The organism is Mesorhizobium sp. M1027, assembly GCF_040318745.1.
Lineage (GTDB): Bacteria > Pseudomonadota > Alphaproteobacteria > Rhizobiales > Rhizobiaceae > Mesorhizobium.
Window position 1 is genome coordinate 227404 of the sequence record NZ_JAMYMW010000007.1, and the last position, 24361, is coordinate 251764.

21 protein-coding genes and 1 pseudogene are annotated in these 24361 nt (G+C 62.4%); 10 read left to right on the forward strand and 12 right to left on the reverse strand.

Going from position 1 to position 24361, the window contains the following annotated elements; translation table 11 throughout:
• Positions 1-173 precede the first annotated feature (173 nt).
• Positions 174-1070, reverse strand: a complete 897-nt coding sequence (locus tag NKH50_RS15755) for a LysR family transcriptional regulator (RefSeq protein WP_352702012.1) — start codon at positions 1068-1070, stop codon at positions 174-176.
• A 269-nt stretch (positions 1071-1339) separates the two neighbouring features.
• On the opposite strand from NKH50_RS15755, the gene NKH50_RS15760 reads away from it, so the two are divergent.
• On the forward strand, positions 1340-2074 hold the full coding sequence (locus tag NKH50_RS15760) for an SDR family NAD(P)-dependent oxidoreductase (protein ID WP_352473458.1): 735 nt from the start codon (positions 1340-1342) through the stop codon (positions 2072-2074).
• 61 nt (positions 2075-2135) lie between these two features.
• Positions 2136-2732 carry an NADPH-dependent F420 reductase gene (locus NKH50_RS15765; protein ID WP_352804228.1) on the forward strand — a complete coding sequence of 199 codons (597 nt, stop codon included), beginning with the start codon at positions 2136-2138 and terminating at the stop codon, positions 2730-2732.
• A gap of 196 nt (positions 2733-2928) precedes the next feature.
• Here NKH50_RS15765 and NKH50_RS15770 read toward each other — a convergent pair whose 3' ends face one another.
• Entirely contained in the window at positions 2929-4140 is a 1212-nt protein-coding gene (locus tag NKH50_RS15770) for a carboxymuconolactone decarboxylase family protein (protein ID WP_254818895.1), read from the reverse strand.
• Between the two features lie 570 nt (positions 4141-4710).
• Here NKH50_RS15770 and NKH50_RS15775 point away from each other — a divergent pair.
• Positions 4711-5070 carry an ArsR/SmtB family transcription factor gene (locus NKH50_RS15775; RefSeq protein WP_352506866.1) on the forward strand — a complete coding sequence of 120 codons (360 nt, stop codon included), beginning with the start codon at positions 4711-4713 and terminating at the stop codon, positions 5068-5070.
• Positions 5054-5548: pseudogene (locus NKH50_RS15780) on the forward strand (SRPBCC domain-containing protein); the annotation flags it as partial. The gene NKH50_RS15775 and the pseudogene NKH50_RS15780, both read left to right, overlap by 17 nt.
• A 190-nt stretch (positions 5549-5738) precedes the next feature.
• Here NKH50_RS15780 and NKH50_RS15785 read toward each other — a convergent pair.
• Both NKH50_RS15785 and NKH50_RS15790 read right to left on the reverse strand, forming a co-directional pair.
• Entirely contained in the window at positions 5739-6362 is a 624-nt protein-coding gene (locus NKH50_RS15785) for a DUF8737 domain-containing protein (protein ID WP_352879712.1), read from the reverse strand.
• A 345-nt stretch (positions 6363-6707) separates the two neighbouring features.
• A complete protein-coding gene (locus NKH50_RS15790) occupies positions 6708-7088 on the reverse strand; it encodes a hypothetical protein (RefSeq protein ID WP_352702016.1) in 381 nt (126 codons plus the stop codon).
• Between the two features lie 82 nt (positions 7089-7170).
• On the opposite strand from NKH50_RS15790, the gene NKH50_RS15795 reads away from it, so the two are divergent.
• Positions 7171-8142 (forward strand): LysR family transcriptional regulator, encoded by a 972-nt coding sequence (locus tag NKH50_RS15795; RefSeq protein WP_352506870.1) that lies wholly within the window; start codon positions 7171-7173, stop codon positions 8140-8142.
• 639 nt (positions 8143-8781) lie between these two features.
• Here the strand turns inward: NKH50_RS15795 and NKH50_RS15800 are convergent.
• Positions 8782-9675 (reverse strand): NAD(P)/FAD-dependent oxidoreductase, encoded by an 894-nt coding sequence (locus tag NKH50_RS15800; protein ID WP_352879715.1) that lies wholly within the window; start codon positions 9673-9675, stop codon positions 8782-8784.
• On the opposite strand from NKH50_RS15800, the gene NKH50_RS15805 reads away from it, so the two are divergent.
• Positions 9656-9925, forward strand: a complete 270-nt coding sequence (locus NKH50_RS15805) for a hypothetical protein (RefSeq protein WP_352879717.1) — start codon at positions 9656-9658, stop codon at positions 9923-9925. The two genes, NKH50_RS15800 and NKH50_RS15805, sit on opposite strands and share 20 nt — an antisense overlap.
• A 37-nt stretch (positions 9926-9962) precedes the next feature.
• Positions 9963-10610 (forward strand): TetR/AcrR family transcriptional regulator, encoded by a 648-nt coding sequence (locus NKH50_RS15810; RefSeq protein WP_352879719.1) that lies wholly within the window; start codon positions 9963-9965, stop codon positions 10608-10610.
• A 474-nt stretch (positions 10611-11084) separates the two neighbouring features.
• On the opposite strand, the gene guaA is transcribed toward NKH50_RS15810, so the two are convergent.
• The 4 genes from guaA to NKH50_RS15830 form a co-directional block, all read right to left on the reverse strand.
• Positions 11085-12647 (reverse strand): glutamine-hydrolyzing GMP synthase, encoded by a 1563-nt coding sequence (guaA, locus tag NKH50_RS15815; RefSeq protein WP_254819336.1) that lies wholly within the window; start codon positions 12645-12647, stop codon positions 11085-11087.
• A 55-nt stretch (positions 12648-12702) separates the two neighbouring features.
• A complete protein-coding gene (locus NKH50_RS15820; protein WP_352737293.1) occupies positions 12703-13383 on the reverse strand; it encodes a 5'-methylthioadenosine/S-adenosylhomocysteine nucleosidase in 681 nt (226 codons plus the stop codon).
• Between the two features lie 27 nt (positions 13384-13410).
• Positions 13411-13869 carry a PaaI family thioesterase gene (locus tag NKH50_RS15825; protein ID WP_023677140.1) on the reverse strand — a complete coding sequence of 153 codons (459 nt, stop codon included), beginning with the start codon at positions 13867-13869 and terminating at the stop codon, positions 13411-13413.
• A gap of 126 nt (positions 13870-13995) precedes the next feature.
• Positions 13996-15285, reverse strand: a complete 1290-nt coding sequence (locus NKH50_RS15830; RefSeq protein ID WP_352737294.1) for an RsmB/NOP family class I SAM-dependent RNA methyltransferase — start codon at positions 15283-15285, stop codon at positions 13996-13998.
• A gap of 344 nt (positions 15286-15629) precedes the next feature.
• On the opposite strand from NKH50_RS15830, the gene NKH50_RS15835 reads away from it, so the two are divergent.
• On the forward strand, positions 15630-16307 hold the full coding sequence (locus tag NKH50_RS15835; protein WP_254819333.1) for an MIP/aquaporin family protein: 678 nt from the start codon (positions 15630-15632) through the stop codon (positions 16305-16307).
• An 80-nt stretch (positions 16308-16387) separates the two neighbouring features.
• Here the strand turns inward: NKH50_RS15835 and katG are convergent, their stop codons facing one another.
• Positions 16388-18586 (reverse strand): catalase/peroxidase HPI, encoded by a 2199-nt coding sequence (katG, locus tag NKH50_RS15840; RefSeq protein WP_352879722.1) that lies wholly within the window; start codon positions 18584-18586, stop codon positions 16388-16390.
• Positions 18587-18734: 148 nt separating this feature from the next.
• Here katG and NKH50_RS15845 point away from each other — a divergent pair, with 148 nt between their 5' ends.
• Positions 18735-19643, forward strand: a complete 909-nt coding sequence (locus tag NKH50_RS15845; RefSeq protein ID WP_352737295.1) for a hydrogen peroxide-inducible genes activator — start codon at positions 18735-18737, stop codon at positions 19641-19643.
• A 66-nt stretch (positions 19644-19709) separates the two neighbouring features.
• Here the strand turns inward: NKH50_RS15845 and NKH50_RS15850 are convergent, their stop codons facing one another.
• Positions 19710-20312, reverse strand: coding sequence for a cupin domain-containing protein (locus NKH50_RS15850; RefSeq protein ID WP_352688499.1), 603 nt, complete (start codon positions 20310-20312; stop codon positions 19710-19712).
• A gap of 504 nt (positions 20313-20816) precedes the next feature.
• Here NKH50_RS15850 and NKH50_RS15855 point away from each other — a divergent pair.
• Positions 20817-22064 (forward strand): coiled-coil domain-containing protein, encoded by a 1248-nt coding sequence (locus tag NKH50_RS15855; RefSeq protein ID WP_352737296.1) that lies wholly within the window; start codon positions 20817-20819, stop codon positions 22062-22064.
• A gap of 830 nt (positions 22065-22894) precedes the next feature.
• On the opposite strand, the gene NKH50_RS15865 is transcribed toward NKH50_RS15855, so the two are convergent.
• Positions 22895-23998 carry a calcium:cation antiporter gene (locus NKH50_RS15865; RefSeq protein ID WP_352879725.1) on the reverse strand — a complete coding sequence of 368 codons (1104 nt, stop codon included), beginning with the start codon at positions 23996-23998 and terminating at the stop codon, positions 22895-22897.
• Between the last annotated feature and the right edge of the window lie 363 nt (positions 23999-24361).

The window sequence follows — 24361 nt, forward strand, 5'->3', positions numbered from 1 at the left end:
TCGCTTTCCGCGCATCGCCCGTGGCAGGGATACTCTTCTATCTTCAACCGTTAAGACGAAAAAGACGGTCACGAGGCAGTCTACAACCAGAGTCCGTCCCGAGATTTACATCGGGCTGCGTAAGTTGATACAGCGGTACGCTCGAGACAGCGCCATCTGCTACCTGCCGCGCGTCAGTCACGCGATAAGGACCGTCCCGCGAGAAGCGGCGCGTACGCGGCGAGCGTGCGGGATACGAACTCGGTGAAGAGCCGCACTCGCTTCGTCTTGCGTGTCTCCCCCTGTGTGAGAAGCCAGAGCGTTCCGTACATGTGCAGGTCGGTGCCCGGCACCCTCACCAGTAGGGGGTCGGCATCTCCGACGAAGCACGGCAGTGTCGTCATCCCGAGCCCTTGCCGTACTGCAACGATCTGCGCCTCGCCGTCCGTGGTCCTGAACGGAACCCCCGTGGTGCGAACCTCACCCTCGCGGGCCCAGTCCGGGACGCCATGAATGCTTATGACGATCCACCGGATGGGATCAGACGAACCCGCACGCCATGCGGTTAGTCGATCACGAGACATGTAGACGCCGCCGAACAGCTCCGGTCCCTTCAGGCCGTGAAGATTGAGCGGCAGGGTTTTGCGGTCGTAAACGACGCGGATCGCGACATCGGCCTCTCGGTTGGTCAGATTTGCCAGCTCGCCGGACGACAAGATTTCCATCTCGATGTCCGGATGCAGGCGCGCGAAATCGGCGAAGTCCGGCATGAGCAGGTGTGTCGCGAGGGGCGGTGCCAGCGTCACCCGCAAGAGTCCGCGTACGCCCTGGTCGCGCCCGAAGATTCGCGTCTCAAGCCGGGTCGACGACGCCTCCATCTGCTCCGCGAACTCGAGGACTTCCTCGCCCGCAGCCGTCAGGCGGTAGCCCGAGGGCAGCTTCTCGAACATCTGCGCCCCCAGCCGCTCCTCCAGTTGGGCAAGGCGCCGCAGCACCGTGGTGTGGTTAACCCCGAGGCGCTCGGCGGCAGCCCGCACCGAGCCTCCGCGCGCGACGGCAAGAAAGTAGCGAACGTCGTCCCAGTCGATCATGGTGCAATCCCGCACCGCGGGGTGCGCCTTCCAAAGCCCGTATCTAACACATCGAACAGCAATACGCGCGGTCATCATAGCCTATGTCGGCGAGCGCGGCCCAATTCCGAACGGCGGACATCGATCGTCGCGGCTGGCGTCCCGCCGGATCGATTTTGCACCACCGATGTGCGCGCTTCCGCACTCAACACCTGACGCCGGCGGACCTATTTCGAGGTTCTCGGGGGTGTCCCCGCACAACCAAAGGCGAAGGCCTGGAAGGATAAGTCATGGGAAAGCTTGAAGGGAAGGTTGCAGTCATCACCGGCGGCGCTACCGGCATCGGCCGCGCCGCAGCAAAGCGCTTCATCGAGGAGGGCGCCTTCGTTTTCATCTTCGGCCGCCGGCAGGAAGCGCTCGACGCCGCTGTGGCCGACCTCGGGCCCAATGCCCGCGCGGTGAAGGGCTCGGTCTCCGATCTGACCGACCTCGACCGACTTTACGCTGCGGTGAAGGCCGAGCGTGGAACCCTCGACATCGTCTTTGCCAATGCCGGGGCGGGAAGCCAGCTTCGGCTCGGCGAGATCACCGCCGAGCACATTGACGAAACCTTCGACACCAATGTGAAGGGTACGATCTTCACGATCCAGAAGGCGCTGCCGCTGATGAGCGAGGGCGGTTCGATAATCCTGACCGGATCGAGCGCTGGCACCACTGGCGCCCCGGGGATGAGCGCCTACAGCGCGAGCAAGGCGGCAGTGCGCAACCTCGCGCGGACCTGGGCGGAGGACCTAAAGGGCACCGGCATCCGGGTAAACGTGCTGTCGCCCGGGGCCACTGCGACCGAGCTAGCGAAGGAAGCGCTGGGCGAGGAGGGCCAGAAGGTCTTCGCCTCGATGACTCCGCTCCAGCGCATGGCCGATCCGGCGGAGATCGGGGCGGCGGCGGCCTTTCTCGCGTCGTCGGACAGCAGCTTCATGACTGCCAGCGAGGTCGCCGTTGACGGCGGTCTTGCGCAACTCTGACGCGCTAACCCAGCGCCGTTGAAGGCCGGGGAATCAATACCAACACAAATCGGAGAAGATTATGAGCTACGCAATTGTAGGATTCGGTAAGATAGGCCAGGCCCTCGCCCACGCCTTTGCCCGTAAAAACATCGACGTGACCGTCGCGAGCCGCCGTCCGCCCGAGGCGTTGGCGCCGCAGGCTCGGGCGATTGGACCCACGATCGTCACCAAGTCGTTGCGGGATGCACTCGAGGCCGACACGATCATCCTGGCGGTCCCGTTCGGGGAGCACCGCGAGGTTGCGAAAGCCCTGCCGAGCTGGGAAGGCAAGACGGTCATCGACGCGATGAACCTCTTTCCGGTCCCTGAAGAGCTGGACGGTCTCCCGTCCTCCGCTTTCGTCGCGAAGGCGTTCACCGGCGCCAAGTTCGTGAAAGGGTTCAATCACCTGATTGCGGCCACCCTGGCTGCCGATCCGATCGTCGAGGGCGGCCACCGGGTCGTCTTTCTGTCGAGCGACGACGAGGACGCGATCGCTCCCGTGGCGGCCTTGGCCAAACAACTCGGGTTCGCACCCGTCAAGCTGGGAAAGCTCAACGAGGGTGGCGCGCTGGTGCACGCACGCGGCCGTACTTGGGGCCAGCTTATCTTCCAGGATTTGTTCAAGAAGGAGTGACTATCGACATCAATTGGTCGATTTTTCGCTTCGCAGGCACACGCACATTCGGCATAGCGCCTGATAAATGACCGTCAGCAGTAAAGCGCATGGGCGAGAGAGACCGTTTCGCGACGGCCTCTCCTACGTCCGCTCCGCCGTTATCGGCCGTCGTCAGCCGTTTTGAAAGCCCCTGAGGTGATCTGCCCTTTTGGGACTAACCGCGCTTAGAGAATTCCTCGGCTGCGATACGAACCGCCTGCTGTGTCGCGGGATAGCCGCTGTAAGGAGTGAGGTTTATGAGCGTTTCCAGGATTTCTTCCCGCGTCGCGCCAACGTTCAACGCGGCGTTGATGTGCACGCGAAGCGGAATCTCTGCCGTGGCAGACCCAACGGCTGCTAGAGCAGCGCAGGCGCTGAGTTCCCGAGACTTCATGTCGATTCCGCTCCGCGAGAACACCTCACCATAAGAATGCTCGACGATCATTCGACCGAGATCAGGTGCGACATCATCGAAACTGCGGACCACGGCATCGCCCGATGAACCGGACGTCTTTGCAAGCGTAGCACGCCCGCGTTCCAACCGGTCTGCGCGGCTCTCGACCACGGCGGGTGGGGGCACGTTTGCCGCAATCGTTGGCGACCCGGCAGCGAAGATATCCTTGGCGACGGCGAAAGCGTTGAGCGCTGCCGGAAAACCCCGATAGACGCTGAGCTGGATCAGCACCTCGATGATTTCCTCTCGCGTCACGCCATGGGCAAGCGCGCCGGCGAGATGAAGACGGAGCGCCGCCGCACGATTGCCGCTGGCAGCAAGCATCGAGATGATTGCTAACAGTTTGGCTTTTTGGTCGAGGCCGTCGCGCGCCAGCATTTCACCAAAGGCGAACTCGATGGAGAGTTGCGCGAGGTCAGGCGAACCGGCAGCAAAGCCATCGAAATATGCCTGCACATCGCCTCCAGAGAGCCGGTCGAGCGCCTCCAACCCGGCCTGTCGGCGTGTCGATCCATCGCCTGCGGAGGGCTCGATGGGTTCAAAAGCGAGCTTGCGCTCAGCGAACACCGCACGAATAAGGCCGATCGCATTTACCGTTGGCGGGAAGCCGAGGAGCGCTACAGATATAAACATGAGTTCGATGAGCGCCTTCGGCTCGCCGCCGGCGTTGAGGAAGCCCGCCATATGAAACTTCAACTGCGGCTGGGCGCTTCCGTCGGCAAGCAGCATTGAAATAGTGCACAGCTGACGCAATGGGAGGTCGAGACCTGGCCGCGATAGAACGTCTCCGTATGGGTATTCTACGGTGAAACGAGAAAGGTCGACGGATGTCTCGGCAAGACTATTAATCGGCGCGTCGAAATTCTCTCCGCCAATCTGCCGTAAGATTTCAAGACCGCGCGAATAACGACTAGCTTGAGATGTTGTTGTCATTGCATATGCCTTCTGATTGACCGTGGCGAGAGTCCCGCCCACGGCGACAAGGGCAGCTCCAAAGAACTCTGGCCGGGTGCGGTGCGCTGTGCTCGGTTATTGCTGCGTTAGGGCGACACGACATCGGCGATCTCTTTCACGAAGCGTCCCGGACTTGGCCGCGAAACCAAAGAAGGCATCGCGGAACTAGCCATAGTCGAAGGCGCTCGACAAGGAATGCTGGTCGCGCCCGCCCCACACCAGGCACAGCCGGATTTGATACAAACCCTCGGAACGTGACCTCTGCAGTCGAGGGTTTGTATCATCGGAGCCGACGCTAATGCCGGCTGATCCCAGTCATCGCGAATTGAGAACTATCGGCTACTTTTGCTGTGCTGGTATCGCCTACAGCGCGATATCCTATCCTACTTTACTCCACAGCACGCCCCTCACTCCCACTCGATTGTTCTTGAATATGGCAACGCACTGATCTAACGGCGCAATTTTTTCTACACTCAATGGAGAACCAACGCAGCGCGCGCTCGGTCTCCCCTTGAATGCCGCTAATCCATGTGTTACATACTGAACCACATGGTTCAGTATGCTCGGACCCGCTTCGATGCCTCGTTCGCCGCGCTCTCGGACGCCACCCGACGCGGCGTTCTGGAGCAGCTCGGACGTGCAGACGCTTCGATCACGGACCTTGCCGAGAAGTTCCACATGACCCTCACGGGCATGAAAAAGCATGTCGGCGTCTTGGAGCAGGCGGGGCTCGTCACCACGGAGAAGGTCGGACGCGTGCGGACCTGCAAGCTCGGCCTGCGCCGACTAGAGGAAGAGGCGGCATGGATCGAGAGGTACAACCAGCTCTGGGACGCACGCTTCGACGAGCTGGATAAGGTTATCGAGGAACTGAAACAGAAGGAGAAGGTCGATGGACGCAGGAAGTGAGAGTGAGCCTACCCCCATGAAGAACCGCACGACGGTGGAACGGAAGTCCGAGCGTGAGCTAGTCGTTACGCGTACCTTTGACGCCCCGGCGCGCATCGTGTTCGAGGCGTGGACCAAGCCCGAGCTGTTCAAGCAGTGGTGGGTGCCGAAGTCGATGGGCATGCTCCTGCGTTCCTGCGAAATGGATGTTCGTGTCGGGGGCAAGTACCGTCTCGAGTTCGAACCCGATGCTATGGTGTTCTTCGGCACGTACCTCGAAGTGACAGCGCACTCGCGCCTCGTCTGGACCAATGAGGAAGATGGTGAGGGTGGGCCCGTGACCACGGTGACCTTCGAGGAAAAAGGTGGCAAGACGCTGCTGGTCCTGCACGAGCTCTATCCCTCGAAGGAAGTTCTCGACGCTGCCGGCACCGGGGCGGCGGATGCAATGGTCGAGACGTTCGAGCAACTGGACGAGCTTCTTATCACCCTGGGCGCGCGTGGGACGGTCATGAAGTCGTCGATCTCGCGGTCGGCCGCTTGGCTCTTCACTACGCGGAAGAGAACCCCGACGAGGTCGTCGCCGCCCTCTGCGGACCTACGAGACCATCATCAACCTCATTGACAATACGACCAACCGAGGTGTCTCGTCGTGCGCGTCCGCCTCAACCACCTTTTTGCGCGCCATTCTACGCTGGAGCACTACCGCATTCGGAAACGCATTCTGAGGCCGACGTGCGCGGTGGGCCGCAATCAAATGTCCTCGTCGAGGATAGTTCGGCCGCACAGTCGGAACGGTGGTAGCGCCAGAAGCCTGACCGCCATGCTGATTGCAAAGCTGGCATCGCGCAGGCGGCGAAAAATTCGATGCATTCGTCCCCTTCGTCAGACATTTTCGATCTTGAATATAAAGGGAAAATTCGCCAAGTCGAAAGCGCCGCAAGATTGAACACGGTGCCGTGATAATAATCGACGAAGAGATCGACTATCCCCACAATGTTGTAAGCAAGCACGAGTGGCCAGAAGAAGAAGCGCGCCCTGATCGTGAGAAGCGCCAGGATGGCCAGCAGTCCTGTTGCGAAGTCGCCATATGCGGCGAACTCTGCAAAGCCAGCGGGCAGATCGGGGCCGACAACGCCCGGAAGGATAAAGACCAGCCCAAAAAAGCGGAAAGCGTGCAGGATCGCGATGGCGCGCTGCGCCTCAACGCGGTCCATCGACTTGAGCCTGGGCCAGAAATACACACCGAAGCAGATGAGCCACGGCACGTAGCCCAGAACAAGTTGAATGTCGAAGATCGTTGCCGGTGACATGAAATCTCCTATAGCGACTTGATTCATGCGGCCTCAAGCACCGCTATCAGAATACCGCGCCGTTTCCGCCCGGCTGCGCCGGATTAACTGGCGCAGTGACAGCGTGTGCAGCAGGATCGAGCATGGCACCATGAAGCCGGGGTCAGCACATCGGGATAAGCGCCGGCGCCTGCGCTGTTCAGCACATTCGGAACACGATACCAGCGGGAACAGCGGCGACGGGCATCAGCGGTCCTTCCATATGCTTTCTCAAATCGGATGTTGATTGACGCGGCCTCGAACACCGGAGTCAGAATGCCGAGCTGGCCTTCCATGAGACTTCGCCCCAGCGCCGAGATTCATGCACTAAACGCTGGGTTCACGGTCTGCCGAGTTATTGCTTGGCTGACTGGCTCCCAATAGCAGGCGCAATGGCATCAGCGGACCGACGGGAATGTACTCGTGATCCATCAGATTCTCTTGAGCGAGCGGCAGGGCCTCCATGATCGAACTCGCCTCAGCCACGTCTTTGACGTTCAGAAGGAAGACGGCGCCTCTGCCGTCTTCCCGCGAGTGCCATTCGCGGATTTTGCCTTCAAGATAGAGTTGGACCGTCGCGCGTATCTCAGCGGGTATAGCGGCCATAACCTGCTCGCGCTTCACGCCGGGCTTTGCCGTCAACAGTGCAAACACGCCAGTGGTCGTTGCGGTGGAGGTCTGGGATTGGGTGGGTGACGGCTCGGCCATCGGGAAATCTCCATTCAGGATTTGCCCATCAAATCTAGGATCGCTTCCGGTAAGCGACTATCCGCGATAATATTGATGGGCCATGAAGCAGAACTTCACAGTGAGGCAAGGCGCGCTCGACGGCGTCGAGGCATTCCTGAGCGTTGCTCAGCACCGCAGCTTTCGCAGAGCAGCCGCGGAACTCGGGGTGACTCCATCGGCGATCAGCCAGGCGGTACGCGCGCTCGAGGCGCGCCTCGGCGCAGCACTCTTCATCCGCACAACACGCAGCGTCGGTCTGACCGAGGCCGGCGAACGTTTCTTGTCGCGCGCAAAGCCCGCCTTCGAGGAGCTCGTCGCCGCAAGCGAGGCCGCGCGTGACCTCGGGCAGCGGCCGGCTGGACTATTGCGTCTCTCGGTACCGCGCGCGGTGGTGCCGATCCTGCTGGAGCCACTGATCGCATCCTTCTGCCAAGCCAATCCCGAGGTCGAGGTGGAGATCGCCGCGAGTGAGGAACTGGTCGATATCGCGGCCGGAGGATTTGACGCAGGCATCCGGCTCGGTCAGTTCATCGCAGCGGACATGATCGCGGTGCGGCTCACGCCGCCGTTTCCGCTCGTCGTCGTGGGCAGCCCCGAGTATCTACGCCGGCAGGGGCGGCCGGAGCGTATCGAAGATCTGCGTGAGCATGCCTGCCTGCGCATGCGCCGCTCGAACGGGTCGATCGCGCCTTGGTCCTTTGTCAACGGCAACAAGCCGGTCGAGGCGCTCATCTCGGGACCGCTCGTCGCCCACGACTTTCCCACCGTACTTGGCGCGGCAGTGGAGGGCATGGGGCTCGCGCAAGTGCCTGCGCCGATCTCAGCTGGGCCAGTGAAAGCCGGAAAACTCGTGCGCGTTCTGGAGCGGTTCGCGCCGATAGCGCCGGGCGTGTTTCTCTATTATCCCAGCCGCCATCAAATGATGCCGAAACTGCGAGCCTTTATCGATCACGTAAAGAGCGGATCGGACGCTGCCAACAAAAATCCAGTTCACATCGATAACAAGCGAACAGGCGACGTGAAAGTGCGCTGACGTGGGAAGCGCGGACCAATAGAATTGAGAAGCCGACCTATGGGCCGTCAAAACGTTACAGTCTTGATTTCCGAGGGAAAAATAGCACGAAAATTTTTTGTGCGGTTTCGGCATCTATCGAAGTCGATCGCCTTTCCGGACCCACTTTGGGCAACTCAGGTGGTTTCACAGCGAACGAAGAAAGTACCCGTCACTAACTTTCATAGCACAGCGCGCCACAACGCGACCCGCCGCGGCAGCGTCATCCAGGCGCCATCCCCTCTCCGTTTTGTAGGTGAACTGGATACCGCTGGCAGTGCAAACTGGACACTCCCGGCAGCATAAACTGGACACCTCAAGACCCACCCGCTCCGAGGGCGCGACAGCACGGTTCAAGGTTCAATGCCGCGCCCTCGCTTGCTGAACTTCTTCCCGGAGGGGGCCGGGGGAGGTTGAATAACCTGTGGAAAACCTGTGGGTCTTTTGGGACGGTTTGCGGACCGGCCTGAGCCTGGGAATCGTTTTGCTCAACTGCCCCTTCGAGACGGCTGACCGGCCAAAGACGCCCCTCAGGGGAGAGGGGGCCCGCGTTCCGTGGCACCGGCCCGCAACCTTCATAATATGATGGCCCGCGGCAACCGGAGAAGGGAATCTGTGCTCTCAAACCAGCATCGACTGCTGGGCGAAGATACCCGCCATCGCGCCGTGCGATGATGCCGTGGCGACCGAGGCCATGAGGGGGTTGGCGAGGTCGCCGGCGGCGTAGATGCCGGGCATGCTGGTTTCGCGGCGCTCGTCGACCTTGAGGGCGATGCCGAGGGGCGTATCCACCGTGGCGAGGCCCAGTGATTCATGCAGGCTTGCGGACGGCTTGTTGCGCGGATGGGCGAACAGGATGTCGACGGCGACATTGCGGCCGGTATCGAGATTGACGGTGGCAATATGGCCCCCGTGATGGGCGATCTCGGTGATCCGGCCATCGACGACAGGTATGTTGCGGCGCGCCAGATCGGCCCGGATATCGGGTGGAATGTCGTGACCATCGGCGAAGAGCGTCAACGTGTCGGTCCAATCGTGGTACAGCCTGACATAATTGTGCGACTGCGGGCCGGACCAGACAAGGCCCCAATGCTGGCCGGCGACTTCAAAGCCGTCGCAATAGGGACAGGGCACGATGGACGTGCCCCACCCTTCGGCAAAGCCCCGAACGTCAGGCATCTGGTCGGCGACGCCATAGCTCAGGATCAGGCGGCGCGCCCCAAGGCTTTCGCCATCGCCAGTGAGGACGGAGAAATCGTCGATGGCGCCGGAGACGCTGTCCGCACGGGCACTGACCAGCCTGATCGTGGGATAACGCGCCAGCTGCTGCCGCGCCTCGGCCAGGATGTCCAGCGGTGGCTTGTGATCGTGACCGAGCAGGCCATGCGAGTGGCCGGCGAAGCGATTGCGCGGCAGGCCGGTATCGAGAACGGTGACCTTGCGGCGGGCACGGCCGAGCTGCAGGGCGCCGGCGAGACCGGCAAAGCTGCCGCCGATGATGATGACGTCATCCATGGTGATAAACTCCGTGTTGTGGATGGAGGGGGTTGGGCTGGGCCTGGCGCAAAATATCGTCCAGCGATACGCGCTCGAGACGGGCAGCGAGCAGGGCTTCGGCTTCGACGAGAAAGTCGCCCATCACTGTGTTGACCGGCCGGACAATGCCGCATTCGATATCGCCGGGCGCCCCGGGAAACTTGATTTGGAGGACAGGTTGAAACCTACCTATTGGCTTGCACATTTCAGATACTACATGGTATCATAATGCAAGTATTAGGATACTGTCAAGTACTGGAATTGTCGTGACCGAAAACAGCCAGGGCCGGCGCGGCCGGCCCGCCAACGAGGCGCTTGGCCAAACGATAGTCGACGCCGCGTGCGAACTCTTTGTGGAATTGGGTTTTCAAGCGACGACATTGGACAAGGTCGCCCAGCGGGCGAAGATATCCAAGCTCAGCATCTATCGGCACTTCGAGAACAAGGAGGCGCTGTTCAGCGCGGCCATCGCGACCCGCTGCCATCAGTTTGCACCACAGGCCCTTTTTGAAGGCCTCGACGGTTCGGCCGAAGATCAGCTCATGGCGGTGGGATCATCCCTGCTTCGCACGCTGTTGAGCCCGGACGTCCGCAGTGTCGAAGCCATGATCATGGCCGACAAGACGAATCAAAAGTCGTTAAGCAAGCTCCATTACGAAGCCGGTCCCGCCCATGTCATCGCCCAAATCGAGGCCCTGTTGCGTCAGTTGCACGCGAAGGCGGTTCTGAACGTGCCCGATCCTCTCCGGTCCGCCCGCTTGTTTGCCGCGCTTTTCAAAGGATCCGATCTCCTGATTGTCGCACGCTTCGATGAGGCGAGAGCAGAGGACGACAGCGAAATCGAATCCTATTGCCGGTCGGCCGTCGCCATGTTCATCGCCGCGCACGGTGGCAACGACCACGCGGGCGGATAGCCTAGACGAGGCCGCGAAGGAGTACTTGCTTGATATTTTGGATACTCGCATTGACATCAACGCGACTATTATCGTTGGACAGCGGGCTGTAAGTGAATGGCATGACTGGCTTGATAGTCCACTGATTGCAGATGCAATTTATGGATCGTTTGGTCCAGCGGGCCCATCAATTCTCGCTGAAAGGCCATGCGATCAAGCCTGTTCCGAGATCCGCCTGCCGACTGAATTGAGCCCAGGCCTCGGCGCCAGGAACGTGCCATGCAGGTCCACCAACCAACGCTCGGTCGAACAACGGTTCCTGCCAATATCCCACTCACGAATGTTGCTACCGCAAGCAGCCAGCGTGTGCGCACGGCTGGCATCGAAAAATGTCTCCTCTCAGCGATCCATCGATGACAATCGAACGCCTTCGCTGAAACGAACACGTTCCTCAGCTGCGCTGTAACGCCCTGCTCTACGCCACAATACGCCTCGTCACTCCCACTCGATTGTACCTGGGGGCTTGCTCGTCACGTCGTAGACGACGCGGTTGATGCCGCGCACTTCGTTGATGATGCGCGTAGCGGCGGCACCGAGGAAGGCCATGTCGTAGTGGTAGAAATCCGCCGTCATGCCGTCGACCGAGGTGACGGCGCGCAGCGCGCAGACGAACTCGTAGGTGCGGCCGTCGCCCATCACGCCGACGGTCTGCACCGGCAGCAGCACGGCGAAAGCCTGCCAGATGGCGTCGTACAGGCCGGCCTTGCGGATCTCGTCGAGATAGATGGCGTCGGCCTCGCGCAGGATCTCCAGCTTCTCGCGGGTGATGCCACCCGGACAGCGGATGGCGAGACCGGGACCGGGGAACGGATGCCGGCCGATGAAGCTGTCGGGCAGGCCGAGCTCCTTGCCAAGCGCCCTCACCTCGTCCTTGAACAATTCGCGCAGCGGCTCGACCAGCTGCATGTTCATGCGTTCGGGCAAGCCGCCGACATTATGGTGCGACTTGATCGTCACCGACGGGCCGCCGCTGAAAGAGACGCTTTCGATGACATCGGGATAGAGGGTGCCTTGCGCCAGAAAATCGGCGCCGCCGAGCTTCTCGGCCTCCTCCTCGAACACCTCGATGAACAACCGCCCGATGGTCTTGCGCTTCTTCTCGGGGTCCGACTCGCCCTCGAGCGCGCCGATGAAACGGTCCGCAGCGTCGACCAGGATGAGGGGCAGATTGTAATGCTGGCGAAACATCTCCACCACGCCTGATGCCTCGTCCTTGCGCATCAGCCCGTGGTCGACGAGGATGCAGGTAAGCTGGTCGCCGACGGCCTCGTGGATCAGGAGTGCTGCGACAGAGGAATCGACGCCGCCTGAAAGCGCGCAGATCACCTTGCCCTTGCCGACCTGCTTGCGGATCGTCTCGACCGCGTGCTCGCGGTAAGCGCGCATCGTCCAGTCGCCCTCAATACCGGCGATGTTGTGGACGAAGTTTTGGAGCAGTCTGGCGCCGTCCGGCGTATGCACCACTTCGGGGTGGAACATGAGGCCGTACATCTTGCGCTCGACATTGCCGAAGATGGCGAAGGGCGAGCCCTCCGATTTTCCGAGCACCTCGAACCCCTTGGGCAGGGAGATGACGCGGTCGCCATGGCTCATCCACACCTGGTGGCGCTGGCCGGGCGCCCACAGGCCCTCGAACAACGGGCTGTCCTTGGCGATCTCGACGAAGGCGCGGCCGAATTCGCGATGATCGGAGCTTTCGGCGACGCCGCCCATCTGCACGCACATCGCCATCTGGCCATAGCAGATGCCGAGCACCGGCACGCCGGCGTCGAAGACGATCTGCGGCGCGCGCGGACTGCCGATGTCGGCGGTCGAGGCCGGGCCGCCGGACAGGATCACCGCCCTCGGATTGATGCGCTTGAACGCCGCCTCGGCCGACTGGAAGGGCACGATCTCGGAAAAGACGCCGGCCTCGCGGATGCGGCGGGCGATCAGCTGGGTAAACTGGCTGCCGAAATCGACAATCAGGACGGTGTCGGGATGATTGGCTGTTTTCATGGCGAGCGTTTAGAGAAAGAAACGAGTCGGCGCAATGGGTTGCGAGGCCTCTCTCTCATTCCGATTCCGCATCTTCACGCGACAGATCAAACTCGATCGCGCCGGAGGCGATCGCCTGTTCCAGCAGCTGAACCGCCGCGGCCAGCTTCTCGTCGATGATGTGCAGATATTCGGTCCAGTCGCCGACATGCCTCAGATCGGCTGCCCCGTCGGAAATGCCGCGCAGGCCGATAAGCGGCACGTCGAACAGCTGGCAGGCGCGCAGGCAGGCGAAGGTCTCCATATCGACCATGTCGGCCGCGATCGCGTCGTAGGCGGCGCCGGTGACGATTGCCGCACCGGTCGACAGCGTCGCTTGCCCGATGCCAGGAACTCTGAACGGCAGCGGCACGCTGACAGGCAGGTCGAGGAACGGCGTGGCGCCCTTCTCGAACCCCAGGGGCGAGGCGTCCATGTCGCGGTAGGCGACTGAAACGGCCTGGTAGATTTCCGTCTGCTCCAGCGTCCGGCTGCCTGCCGACCCGAGCGACACGACGAGATCGGGCAGCGCCATCCCGGCATGCAGCCGGGACAGTTCGGCGCTGAGTCCGACGCCGGCCTCGACCGGTCCGACGCCGGTCATCAGGGGCGTGAACAGCCGCTGCAGGTGTGGACCGTATTCGGCTTCGGCTGCCATGACGAAGAGAACGGACTTGCCGGAGATCGGGGTGAGCTCACCAGGTGCCTTGCCGGCCATGATCGTCGATCCTCCCCTGCCCGTTCCTCAGCCTTCGATACCGTCGCGGCCGAGCACTGTCATCATCGTTCCGGTCATTGTGGCAATCAGCTTGGCCTCGCCATCGACGGCGAACGCATAGGCCTGGCCGTCGGCGACGATGATGGTGCGGCCGGGCTTGGTCACCGAGCCGCGGAACAGGAAACGCTCGCCCCGGCCCGGCGCCAGCAGATTGACCTTGAACTCGATGGTCAGCACACCGGAATTTTCCGGCATCAGCGAGAATGCCGCATAGCCGCAGGCCGAGTCGAGAGCCGTCGAAATGACGCCGGCATGGAGAAAGCCATGCTGCTGGGTCAGTGCCGCAGAATAGGGCATTTCGATCTCGATGATGCCGGGCGTCACCAGCGTCAGCTCGGCGCCAATCGTCATCATCGCATTCTGGCGCGCAAAGGACGTCCTGACGCGGTCCTCATAATCGGGAGCAGGAACGATCTTTGCTGCCATGGCCGTCGCCCTTCGTTTCTCGGCAAATCTTATTGCAAAGTCATTTATCGCAGAGGGGTGGGCGACAGGCAATCGCAAATGCTGCACTGCAGCATTCGGCCCCGGCTCTGTGTCCATGGCAATGGTTCAGCCGGCGCGGCGCAGCGCGCAGAAATAGAAACCGTCGGTGCCGCTCAGCAACGGTGACAGCGAAATGCCGCCCGCAGCGCCTATCCGCATGACCGCTTCGCGGCCCGCAAAACGGCTGTCCCAAAGCTGGCGGTGATCGACAGGGACAAAACCGGGATGGCGGTCCCGGAACGCCGAAACCTGGTCGCCATTTTCCTCGTCGAACACCGAACAGGTGATGTAGACCAGCAGGCCGCCGGGTTTGACGAAGTCGCTGGCGGCATCGAGTATCGTCTCCTGCTCGCCCTTGCGCGCGTCGAGCTGCCTCTGTGTCAGCCGCCATTTGGCATCCGGCCGGCGCCGCCACGTGCCGCTGCCGGTGCAGGGCGCATCGATCAGGACGATGTCCATATGCCTGCCGAGCGGCGCGAGTTCGGCCGGCCTGGTGACGATCTGCACATTGCGGTTTTCCGAGCGGCGGATGCGGTCGAAGATCGGCGCCAGCCTGGCCTTCTCGGCGTCGTGGGCGAAGATTTGGCCGCGATTGTCCATCGCCGCGGAGAGCGCCAGCGTCTTGCCGCCGGCGCCGGCGCAAAAATCGAGCACCTGCATTCCAGGTTCGGCGCCGGCCAGTTCGGCCGCAATCTGCGAACCCTCGTCCTGAACCTCGAACCAGCCTTTCTGGAAGGCCGGCTCGGCCTGCACGTTCGGATGCCTGCCGTCGCCTTCGATCGGCGGGATGCGGATGCCGTGCGGCGCGATCCGCGCAGGCTTGGCGCCGGTCTCCGCCAACTCGGCCAGCACCTTGCCGCGATCGGCCTTGAGCGTATTGACCCTGAGGTCGAGCGGCGGGCGTGTCGCCAGCGCGGCACCCTCTTCCACCCAGGCCATGCCGAACGCGCGCTCGAACAGCGGCATGCACCAGTCGGGGATGTCTGCCCTGACAGCCGGCGGCGCATCGGCGAGCCGGCGACCGCCGAGCGTTGTCAGTTCGTCGGCGGTAAGCAGCGGCGGCGCGAACCTGTCGCCCTCGAGCACCTCGTTCAGCGACTGCGCCGTCTGGCCCCATTCGAGCAGCAGCGCGCCGAAGCCGATGGCGCGCGGCGTGTCCTCGCCGAGCAGCCAGCCGGCCGAGCGCTTGCGGCGCAGCGCGTCATAGACGATGTTGCCGATCGCGGCGCGGTCGCCGCCACCGGCGAAGCGGTGCGACAGGCCCCAGTCCTTCAGCGCATCGGCCACCGGCCGGTGGCGCCGGCCAATGTCGTCAAGCACTTCAATGGCTGCCGCCAGCCGCCCGCCCAGTCTCATTGTCGTCTTCCATTACTCAGCAAAACAAAATCCGGCCCTGCTCTTAGAGCTTTTCGTGTCCTGATTGAAACAGTTCTGTTTCCCCGACGGCGAGACAATCCATGCAAGGGGTGACGAGTGTGGGTTGGTGCATCGCGAGCCGCCGCCACCAAGCGGGCGCCGGCATGCGTAACCAAACAATTCATCAATACATTACAAGTCTCTAATGTGCATGTCTGGCGCTCACAAGCATAGCGGCTTGCGAAACTGCTCTGCTTTCCAAGTTTTCCGGTTGCGAATACTCTTTGCGCGGTGATTCGCGTCGCAGAAAAGGCGGAGCCGCGGGTCGATACGAGGAGAGGGCAATGAAGACTTATCTGGCGGAAGTTCTAGGCACGTTTCTATTGGTGTTCATCGGCACGGCTTCGGTGGTGACGGGCGGCTTCGGCGGCGCGCTGCCGCTTGGCCAGGAAGGTATCGGTCTGGCGTTCGGCATCGGCCTGATCGCGGCGGCCTATGCGATCGGCCCGATTTCGGGCGCGCACCTCAATCCGGCGGTGACGCTCGGTGTGTTCCTCGCCGGGCGGATGCCGGCCAGGGATGTCATTCCCTATTGGATCGCGCAGGTCATCGGCGCCATCATCGCGTCGCTGGCACTGTGGATCATCGTCTCCGGACAGGTCGGCGGCCACACCGGCGGCTTCGGCGCCAATGGCTGGGATGTGACGAAATGGGGCGTCAGCTCGGCCTTGCTGTGGGAGCTGATCGGCACCTTCACCTTTGTCACGGTGATCCTCGGCGTCACCAACGCCAAGCACACCACGGCCTTCGCCGGCCTCGTAATCGGCCTGACGCTGGCCGGCCTGCACTTCGCCATCATCCCGGTGACCGGCACATCGCTCAACCCGGCCCGTTCGATCGGACCGGCGCTGTTTTCGGGAACTGCGGCGATCGGCCAGCTGTGGCTGTTCATCGTCGCGCCGCTGATCGGCGGCGCCATTGCCGGCGTGGTTGCCAAGGCCGGTATCTTCGAGAAGGACTGACTTTTCGGAAGCCCAACGAAAAAAGGCGCGGGTCGAGGCCCGCGCCTTTTTTGTTGCGTCGAGAAATTCGTATGCCCGGATCAGGCCGCCAGGTCAAAACGGTCGGCGTTCATCACCTTGGTCCACGCCGCGACGAAATCCCTGACGAACTTCTGCCCGGCGTCCGCCGACCCGTAGACCTCGGCCAGCGCCCGCAGCTGCGCATGCGAGCCGAAGATCAGATCCGCGCGGGTGCCGGTCCACTTGACCGCCCCGGTCTTGCGGTCGCGCGCTTCATAGACTTCATCGGAGCCGGCCGCCGGATCCCAGACAGTGTTCATGGAGAGCAGGTTGACGAAGAAATCGTTGGTCAACGTGCCCGGCCTGTCGGTGAACACCCCGTGCTTCGACTGACCGGTGTTGGCGCCGAGCACCCGCAACCCGCCAACGAGCACCGTCATCTCCGGCGCCGTCAAGGTCAGCAGCTGCGCCCGATCGACCAGCATCGCTTCGACCGACATCGGCGGCTTGCCCCTGACATAATTGCGGAAGCCATCGACTTTCGGCTCGAGCGCGGCGAAGGACTGGACATCCGTCTGTTCCTGCGAGGCGTCCATGCGGCCTGGCGTGAACGGCACCCCCACGTCATGGCCGCCGTCTTTCGCCGCCTTCTCGATCGCCGCTACGCCGCCGAGGACGATAAGGTCGGCAAGCGAGATCTTCTTGCCGCCGAACTGCGCTGCGTTTAACTCGCTCTGGATGCCTTCGAGCTTTTCGAGCACCTTGGCCAGTTGCGCCGGCTGGTTGACCTCCCAATCCTTCTGCGGCGCCAAGCGGATGCGGGCGCCGTTGGCGCCGCCACGCTTGTCGGAGCCGCGGAAAGTCGAGGCCGAGGCCCAGGCGGTCGAGACCAGTTCTGAGACGGACACGCCGGAGGCCAGGATCTTCGCCTTCAGCGAGGCGATATCCTGCTCGCTGACCAGTTCGTGGTCGACTGGCGGTATCGGATCCTGCCAGATCAGCTCTTCCTTCGGCACGAGCGGGCCGAGATAGCGGACGGCCGGACCCATGTCGCGATGGGTCAGCTTGAACCAGGCACGGGCGAAGGCATCGGCGAACTGATCAGGATTCTGATGGAAGCGCCGCGAGATCTTCTCATAGGCCGGGTCGACGCGCAAAGCGAGGTCGGTGGTCAGCATCGCCGGGGCGCGACGCTTCGACGGATCGTGGGCGTCCGGCACGGTGCCTGCACCGGCGCCGCCCTTGGGCGTCCACTGATGGGCGCCGGCCGGGCTCTTGGTCAGCTCCCATTCGTAGTTGAACAGATTGTCGAAGAAGTTGTTGCTCCATTTGGTCGGCGTCGTGGTCCAGGTCACCTCGAGGCCCGAGGTGATGGCGTCACCGGCAATGCCGGTGGCGTGCTTGCTCGACCAGCCGAGGCCCTGCGCCTCGATGCCGGCGCCTTCCGGCTCCGGGCCGACCAGCGATGCATCACCGGCGCCGTGGGTCTTGCCGAAGGTGTGACCGCCGGCGATGAGCGCCACGGTTTCCTCATCGTTCATGGCCATGCGAGCGAAGGTTTCGCGGATGTCGCGCGCCGCAGCCAATGGATCGGGCGTGCCGTTCGGCCCTTCCGGGTTGACGTAGATCAGCCCCATCTGCACGGCGCCTAGATGGCCGTGAAGTTCGCGGTCGCCGGAATAGCGCTCGTCGGCGAGCCACTTGGTTTCCGATCCCCAGTCCACGTCCTGCTCGGGCTCCCAGACGTCGGCGCGGCCGCCGGCGAAGCCGAAGGTCTTGAAGCCCATCGATTCCAGCGCGACGTTGCCGGTGAGGATCAACAGGTCGGCCCAGGAGATCTTCCTGCCGTATTTCTGCTTGACCGGCCACAGCAGCCGGCGCGCCTTGTCGAGATTGGCGTTGTCCGGCCAGCTGTTGAGCGGCGCGAAACGCTGCTGACCGGCGCCGGCGCCGCCACGGCCGTCGCCGATGCGATAGGTGCCGGCGCTGTGCCAGGCCATGCGGATGAAGAGCGGGCCGTAATGGCCGAAATCGGCCGGCCACCAATCCTGCGAATCGGTCATCACCTGGTGCAGATCCCCGATCACCGCATCGAGATCGAGGCTCTTGAATTCCTTGGCGTAGTCGAAGTCCTCGTCCATCGGATCCGAGAGGCTGGACTGCTGGTGGAGGACGCCAAGGTCGAGCTGGTTTGGCCACCAGTCACGGTTGCTCCTCCTGGCCGATCCATGTGGGACCGGGCATTTGCCGGCGCTGTTGTCGTCGGTTTTCGCGTCCATCTTTGCCTCCGATTTGTTGATTTTCCGGGATTTTGTTGATTTTCCGGGCAGGGCCAGCGAGCCGCGCCATCCTGGAATGGTTCCAGACTAGCCTGCCCGGCCGATAAACACAAATTGCCTTTGCTGTTTATTCTGATAGGTTTTTCTTATGATCGGTTTGACCGTCCGGCAGATGCATTATTTCGAGGCGCTGGCGCAGACGCTGCATTTCGGCCGCGCCGCCAAGCTCGCTGGCGTCAGCCAGCCGGCGCTGTCTTCGCAGATCGCCGAGATGGAGCTGCGGCTCAATTGTCGTCTGTTCGAGCGCGGCGGCAAGGCGGTGCGGATGACCGACGAGGCGCAGGGCTTGCTGCCGCGCATCGAGCGCATTCTTGCCGACGTCCGCGACGTCGAGGCGACGGCCCGGCGCGGCCGCCCGGCGCTGGAAGGCCGCTTCCGGCTCGGCATCATCCCGACGGTGGCGCCCTATCTCCTGCCGCATGTGCTGCCGGAGCTGAAACGGCATTTCCCGGCCTTACAGCTGGAACTGCGCGAGGCGGTGACTGCGTCGCTGGTCGACGACACCAACTCGGGAAAGCTCGACGCCTTCGTCGCGGCACTGCCCCTCGATTACCCGGGCCTGGTCACCGAAGAACTTTTCTCGGACCGGTTCTTCCTTGCCGTGCCGGCCGGCGACCCCGCCTTCGCCTCACCGCCGGTGCCGCCGGAAAGCCCCGCGCTGGAAAGGCTGATGCTGCTGGAGGAAGGCCATTGCCTGCGCGAACAGGCGCTCGCCGTCTGCGGCAGCGTGCGGCCGGTGGCGATGGCAAGCTACGGCGCGACCAGCCTGACGACGCTCTTGCAGATGGTGGCGCACGGGCTCGGCGTCACGCTCATCCCGGAAATGGCGGCAGGGCCGGCCAGCACTATCCCCGACCTGAAGATCGTGCCTTTCCAGGAGCCGATGCCGCAGCGCACGATCTGTCTCGCTTGGCGGCGCAACAAGGTGCGCCACGACGAATGCGTCGAACTGGCCAAGATCATCCGCGGGCTGGATGCGGCGGTGCTGGCGGCGTAGAGCGGCGCATGTTGAGTCCGGTTAGCCCCGAAGCGGACCCGCAGGCCCCCTTCGAAAGGGACGACTTCAACCTTTTTCCCAGGCTGCGAGCAACGGGCCTTTGCTTCCGTAGACAGGGTCCTTGCGCGGCCGGCCGACCCTGGGGATCGTGACGACCGCCCTGTCATGATCGGCAGCGGTCGTACACAGGTCATAGGTGCCGGATGGAGGATAGGCGCCGACGACCAGAAAATCGTCGGATGCGGAAAGACGCTGGTGCCCGGTGCCGGCCGGAAGCACCGCGACGTCGCCGGCCTTCAGCGACAGCGTTCGTCCCTTGCTGCCGCCAAAGCGGACCTTGGCCGTGCCGCGCGCAACGCCCAGCACCTCGTGGATGCGCGAATGGTAGTGGACGTAACCGTAGATGCCGTTGCGCCAGCTATCGCCCCAGCCATTTGCTTCGAAAAGCGCCTCCATGACGGCCGCCGGATCGAAGTCTTCGGGCAGCTTCACAGCGCCGCGATAGACGACAAGCGGCCAGAACGGATGGTTGGGCACCAGGCCATCATCGCTGAACCGAAACGCGTTTGGTTTGCGCGGCCTCAGGAGGTCGGCAACCTCTCGCCTGTCCGGTCTGGCGATACCAGTGACCTGCTCGACGGCTTTCTTCGTGGTTTGCAGAATGCTCATGGTGCGCCCTTGGGGTTGGTGGAAGCTTCATACCGATTAACCGGTTGGATGGCGGTCGGTTCCGCTGGCGGCAGAGATCTGCGAACGGTGCGGCAGTCATGGACGGTGCTTGGCGTCGCGACAAGATCCAGCACGACGAGGTGTGAAACTGGCAACAAATATTCGTCGGTCGGAGGCGGCGGCATTGGAGGGGGAGATGCGCCGTACCGTGAAATGGAAAGTCTGGTGTGACCCGAGGTCGACCTTCGCAGCCTGAATGGCTGCTTTGCGCCGCATCACAGCCGTTGGGGAGAGAAGATGGTCATCCCGAAAGCCGAAAGTTCCGTTTGTTCGAATGATGACAACTAAGGAAATACGAAACAGCCTTTGCGCGAATCCGCGCTTTGGCGTTGCCGAGGGTGCTTCACTAGCATTGATCTTTTTGGTGCGGCATCCACGGCGCCGCGGCGTGCAGTAAGTGGAGAATACAATAGCGGTGAGGGCTGCGATCGTTGAGGTTCAGTGATGAATCATGTGCAGACTACCAGGTCAAAATGTCTCCGCTGTGACTTCACCTTTATTAAACGACGGCCATTGATTTTACCTCACCAGATAAGCGGCAGGGGGTATAACGGCGTGCCGTCCCTCATTCCGCTATGCCTCGTTCTGCTGTTGGCATCTCCGGCAAATGGTCAGTTGGCGCCCGAAGCGCCAGCGGTTGCCATGGCTAACGACAGCTCGTCGGTCGTGGTTTCCGAACATACCAAGGTCGACAAAGAACCGGGCAAGCCACAACCGAGCGCGCTCGGATCCTGTCTATCTAGAGAGCTGGTGCTCAGCGAAACACAGGCACTCAAGGAGGGTGCGCAAACGCGCCTGGGCGAGCATGAAGTGGCTTTACGCCGCGAATTGGCCGCAGCACGAGCGGAGCTAGACGTCATGCAGCGCAGCATACGTGAGCTAAGCGCCCAAGCACACGTGCTGGCAGACACGGTGGCTCAGCAAGCACAAGCCCTAAAAGAGCAGCAGCGAACAGACGAAGCGCTCGCGCTCGATCTGGAGACGGCGCAGCGCGTTATCGAAAGCTACAGAGCTGAAGCCAGTCTCTGGAACAGCGAGCAGGCCGCCGCGCTTGGCGCGCACCCCTCTATGGAAGCCTCCCAGCTTGCTGCGAAGCGAGCGCTTGATGACGAGCGGCACAAGGTTGAGCTCTTGGAACAAGAACTTGCCACGGCTCGCCAAACTATCGATGCTCTGAAGACAGGCGCAAATCTGGCAGCCGTCGAGCAGGCCAACGCCATAAGGGACCGACAGGTGGCCGAGGCCGCTCTAAAGCAGGTTCGAGAAACGCTTGAATTGGGACGCGAACGAGCAGATTCAGCTGTACGTGACCTCGATATTGTTCGCCAGGAACGCGATGCTTTAAAGCAGAATTCGGTAGCATTGAGTGCGGCGCTCGACCAAGAGCGTGAAAGGGCTATCGGCCTAGCCCGCAGCCTCAGTGCGGCGCGTGAGGCAATTGATACTGTCAAGGGTAAGCGTCGGACTGCGGCTGTGGAGCGCGCGCCGAAAACACGTACCCCCGCGAGTGCACTTGCAAGTAGGTTATCGCGTTCGGGCGCCAAACCAGCCCGTAAACCGGGCTTGCCGGAAAAACAGAGAGTGAAGGTCCAAAAGTCGCCGCAAACTGCTCTGCTGGCAACCATACCTCTTCCCGCAGCATTGCTTCCAACACGGCCATCAAAAAGCTCGAGCCGCGCGAGTGAAGACTAGTGAGCGAAAGCCGCAGGGGAGACGACTATGAACAAGTATGTCGCAGCTGCGTTGGTGATCGGGACTACAATTGGGCCTGCCTCGGCACTTGAAGGAGGCGTGGGCGGTAGCGCCGGCGGTGTCGGAGTCGGTGCTGGAGTGAGCGCCGGTTCGCAAGGCGTATCTGTCGGGGCGGGCACGAGCGTCGACGGCGTAGGCGGAGCAAATGTTGGAGCTTCGGTCGGTGCAGATGACGGGTCAGTCGACGCAGGCGTTGGTGCCAGCGGCAACGTTGGTGACACAAGCACAAGTGCCAGTGTGGGCGACGATCCGTCCGCCGAAAACGAGGCGGCTACCGCACCCGACAGTTCGACTGCAGCGACGGCCCCTGCCTCTGCCAAGACCGCCAGGCAATTCATCGTGCTGCCACCCGTCCTCAGGCCTTCCAAAGCCGGTGAGGGTGACTTCACCAAGGGGTATCCGTTTGGATCTCTGGGGCCACTGACAGCGAAACCCGGTACGCCTGTTGCGGTCGTGCGAGCCTGCCGCGCGGCGATCATGGCCGCTGCAACGCCGCTGGGCGCCGTCCGTGTCCACGCGGCAAGCGCAGGCGCCTTGCGTCAGCGTCGGGGTGCAATCACGGCGCCGATCGAGGTGCGAATAGACTACGCAAGAGAAGGCGGCATCGAAGTCCGGCAGGCGCAAGTCAGTTGTCGCCTCGATGCGTCGGGCAGGGTCACTGCAATAATATAGCACCAAGCCTGATTGACAGCGCTGCACGCCGACAGCCGGTACGATCCGCTTCGCCATCTACAAGGCGGCGTTCTAGTCCATCTGCGCCCCCCACCCCCTCACGGCACAAATATCAAAAACACCCAGGTAAAAAACACCACCAGATGCACCAGCCCGGTCAGGAACGTCGTTCTCTCGGTGCTAAAGCTTACATTGCAGATGAAAAGCGCCAGGACCAAAAGCACCGTGTCGGTCGCCGGCAGCCCCAGGGTCAGCCCTCTTCCTGTGAGCAGGCTGGCGGCGGCGATGCCGGGTATCGTCAGGCCGATCGTGGCGCAGGCCGAACCCATGGCGACGTTCAGGCCGCGCTGCAGCTCGTTGTTGAGTGCGGCACGGACCGCCGAAATCGCCTCCGGCATCAACACCAGCCCGGCGATCATCGCGCCGACAATGGCGTCGGCCTGCGGCACCTCATAGGCAATGAGCGCATCTTCGACGCTTGCCGCGACCTGTTCGGCCAGCATGACAATGCCGATCAGCCCGATCAGCAGGAGAATAGCGCCGGCGGCGACGCTTTCGTGAGCGTCGGTTCGCGTCGAGGCGCCGTGTGCTTGTGCGTCGATGAAATCGTCGCGGTGGCGGACAGTCTGCGCGAACAGAAAACCGGCATACAGCAGCACCGAAAGCACGCTGACGAAGCCAAGCTGAGCCGCCGAGAACGTGCCGGGATCGGTGGTTCGCGTGTAGGTCGGCAGAATGAGCGTCATGACGCTCAGCGCGACCAGAACCGCCAGATAGGCGCTTGTGCCTTGGCGCACGATTGCCTGCTTGCGATGGCGCCAGCCGCCAAACGTCAGGCACATGCCGACGACGCCGGTGGAGGTGATCATCACCGTCGAGAACACGGATTCGCGTGCAAGCGTCGGGTTGTTCGCGCCATGCAGCATGATGGAAACGATGATCGACACTTCGATTGCGGTCACGGCGATGGTCAGCACCAACGTGCCGTACGGCTCGCCTACCCGCCGGGCCACCGCCTCGGCGTGGTCGAGCACCACGAAAATGGTGATGAACATGATCGCGCTCGACAACGCGCCAATAAATATCCTGGTGCCCAGCGACCCTTCGTCCACCGACACCCCGCTGGCCCTGACCGCGACAGCCATCGCCAGCGCGGCCAACGGCATGCCGTAGGAAATCGCCGATCTTGCGAAACCACTCATTGTCACCGTTTTGCGTTCCCGCGAATCCCGTGGAAGGGCGATTTGCAACCACTGTTGCGCACCGCGACCATCCAGAGGAATCGCATATGACAGGTCATCACGAGCCCCATCGCAGCGTACCCCACCCCTTCAAGGGGAAGGGCAATCGCATTGGAGTCTTGCGAAAATGGACCCACACCCTAACCCTCCCCACAAGGGGGAGGAACGCTGCCGCGCGCCCTTGCTTTCCTTTTGGCGACGAAACGCAGGCAATTTGCAAAGGTCGGCGCCACCGAAAGTCCCCCTCCCCCTTGTGGGGAGGGTCAGGGGTGGGGGTCCTCTTCGCAAGAATCCTCCTGCCCCCGCACACCTCGCCTGTCCCCT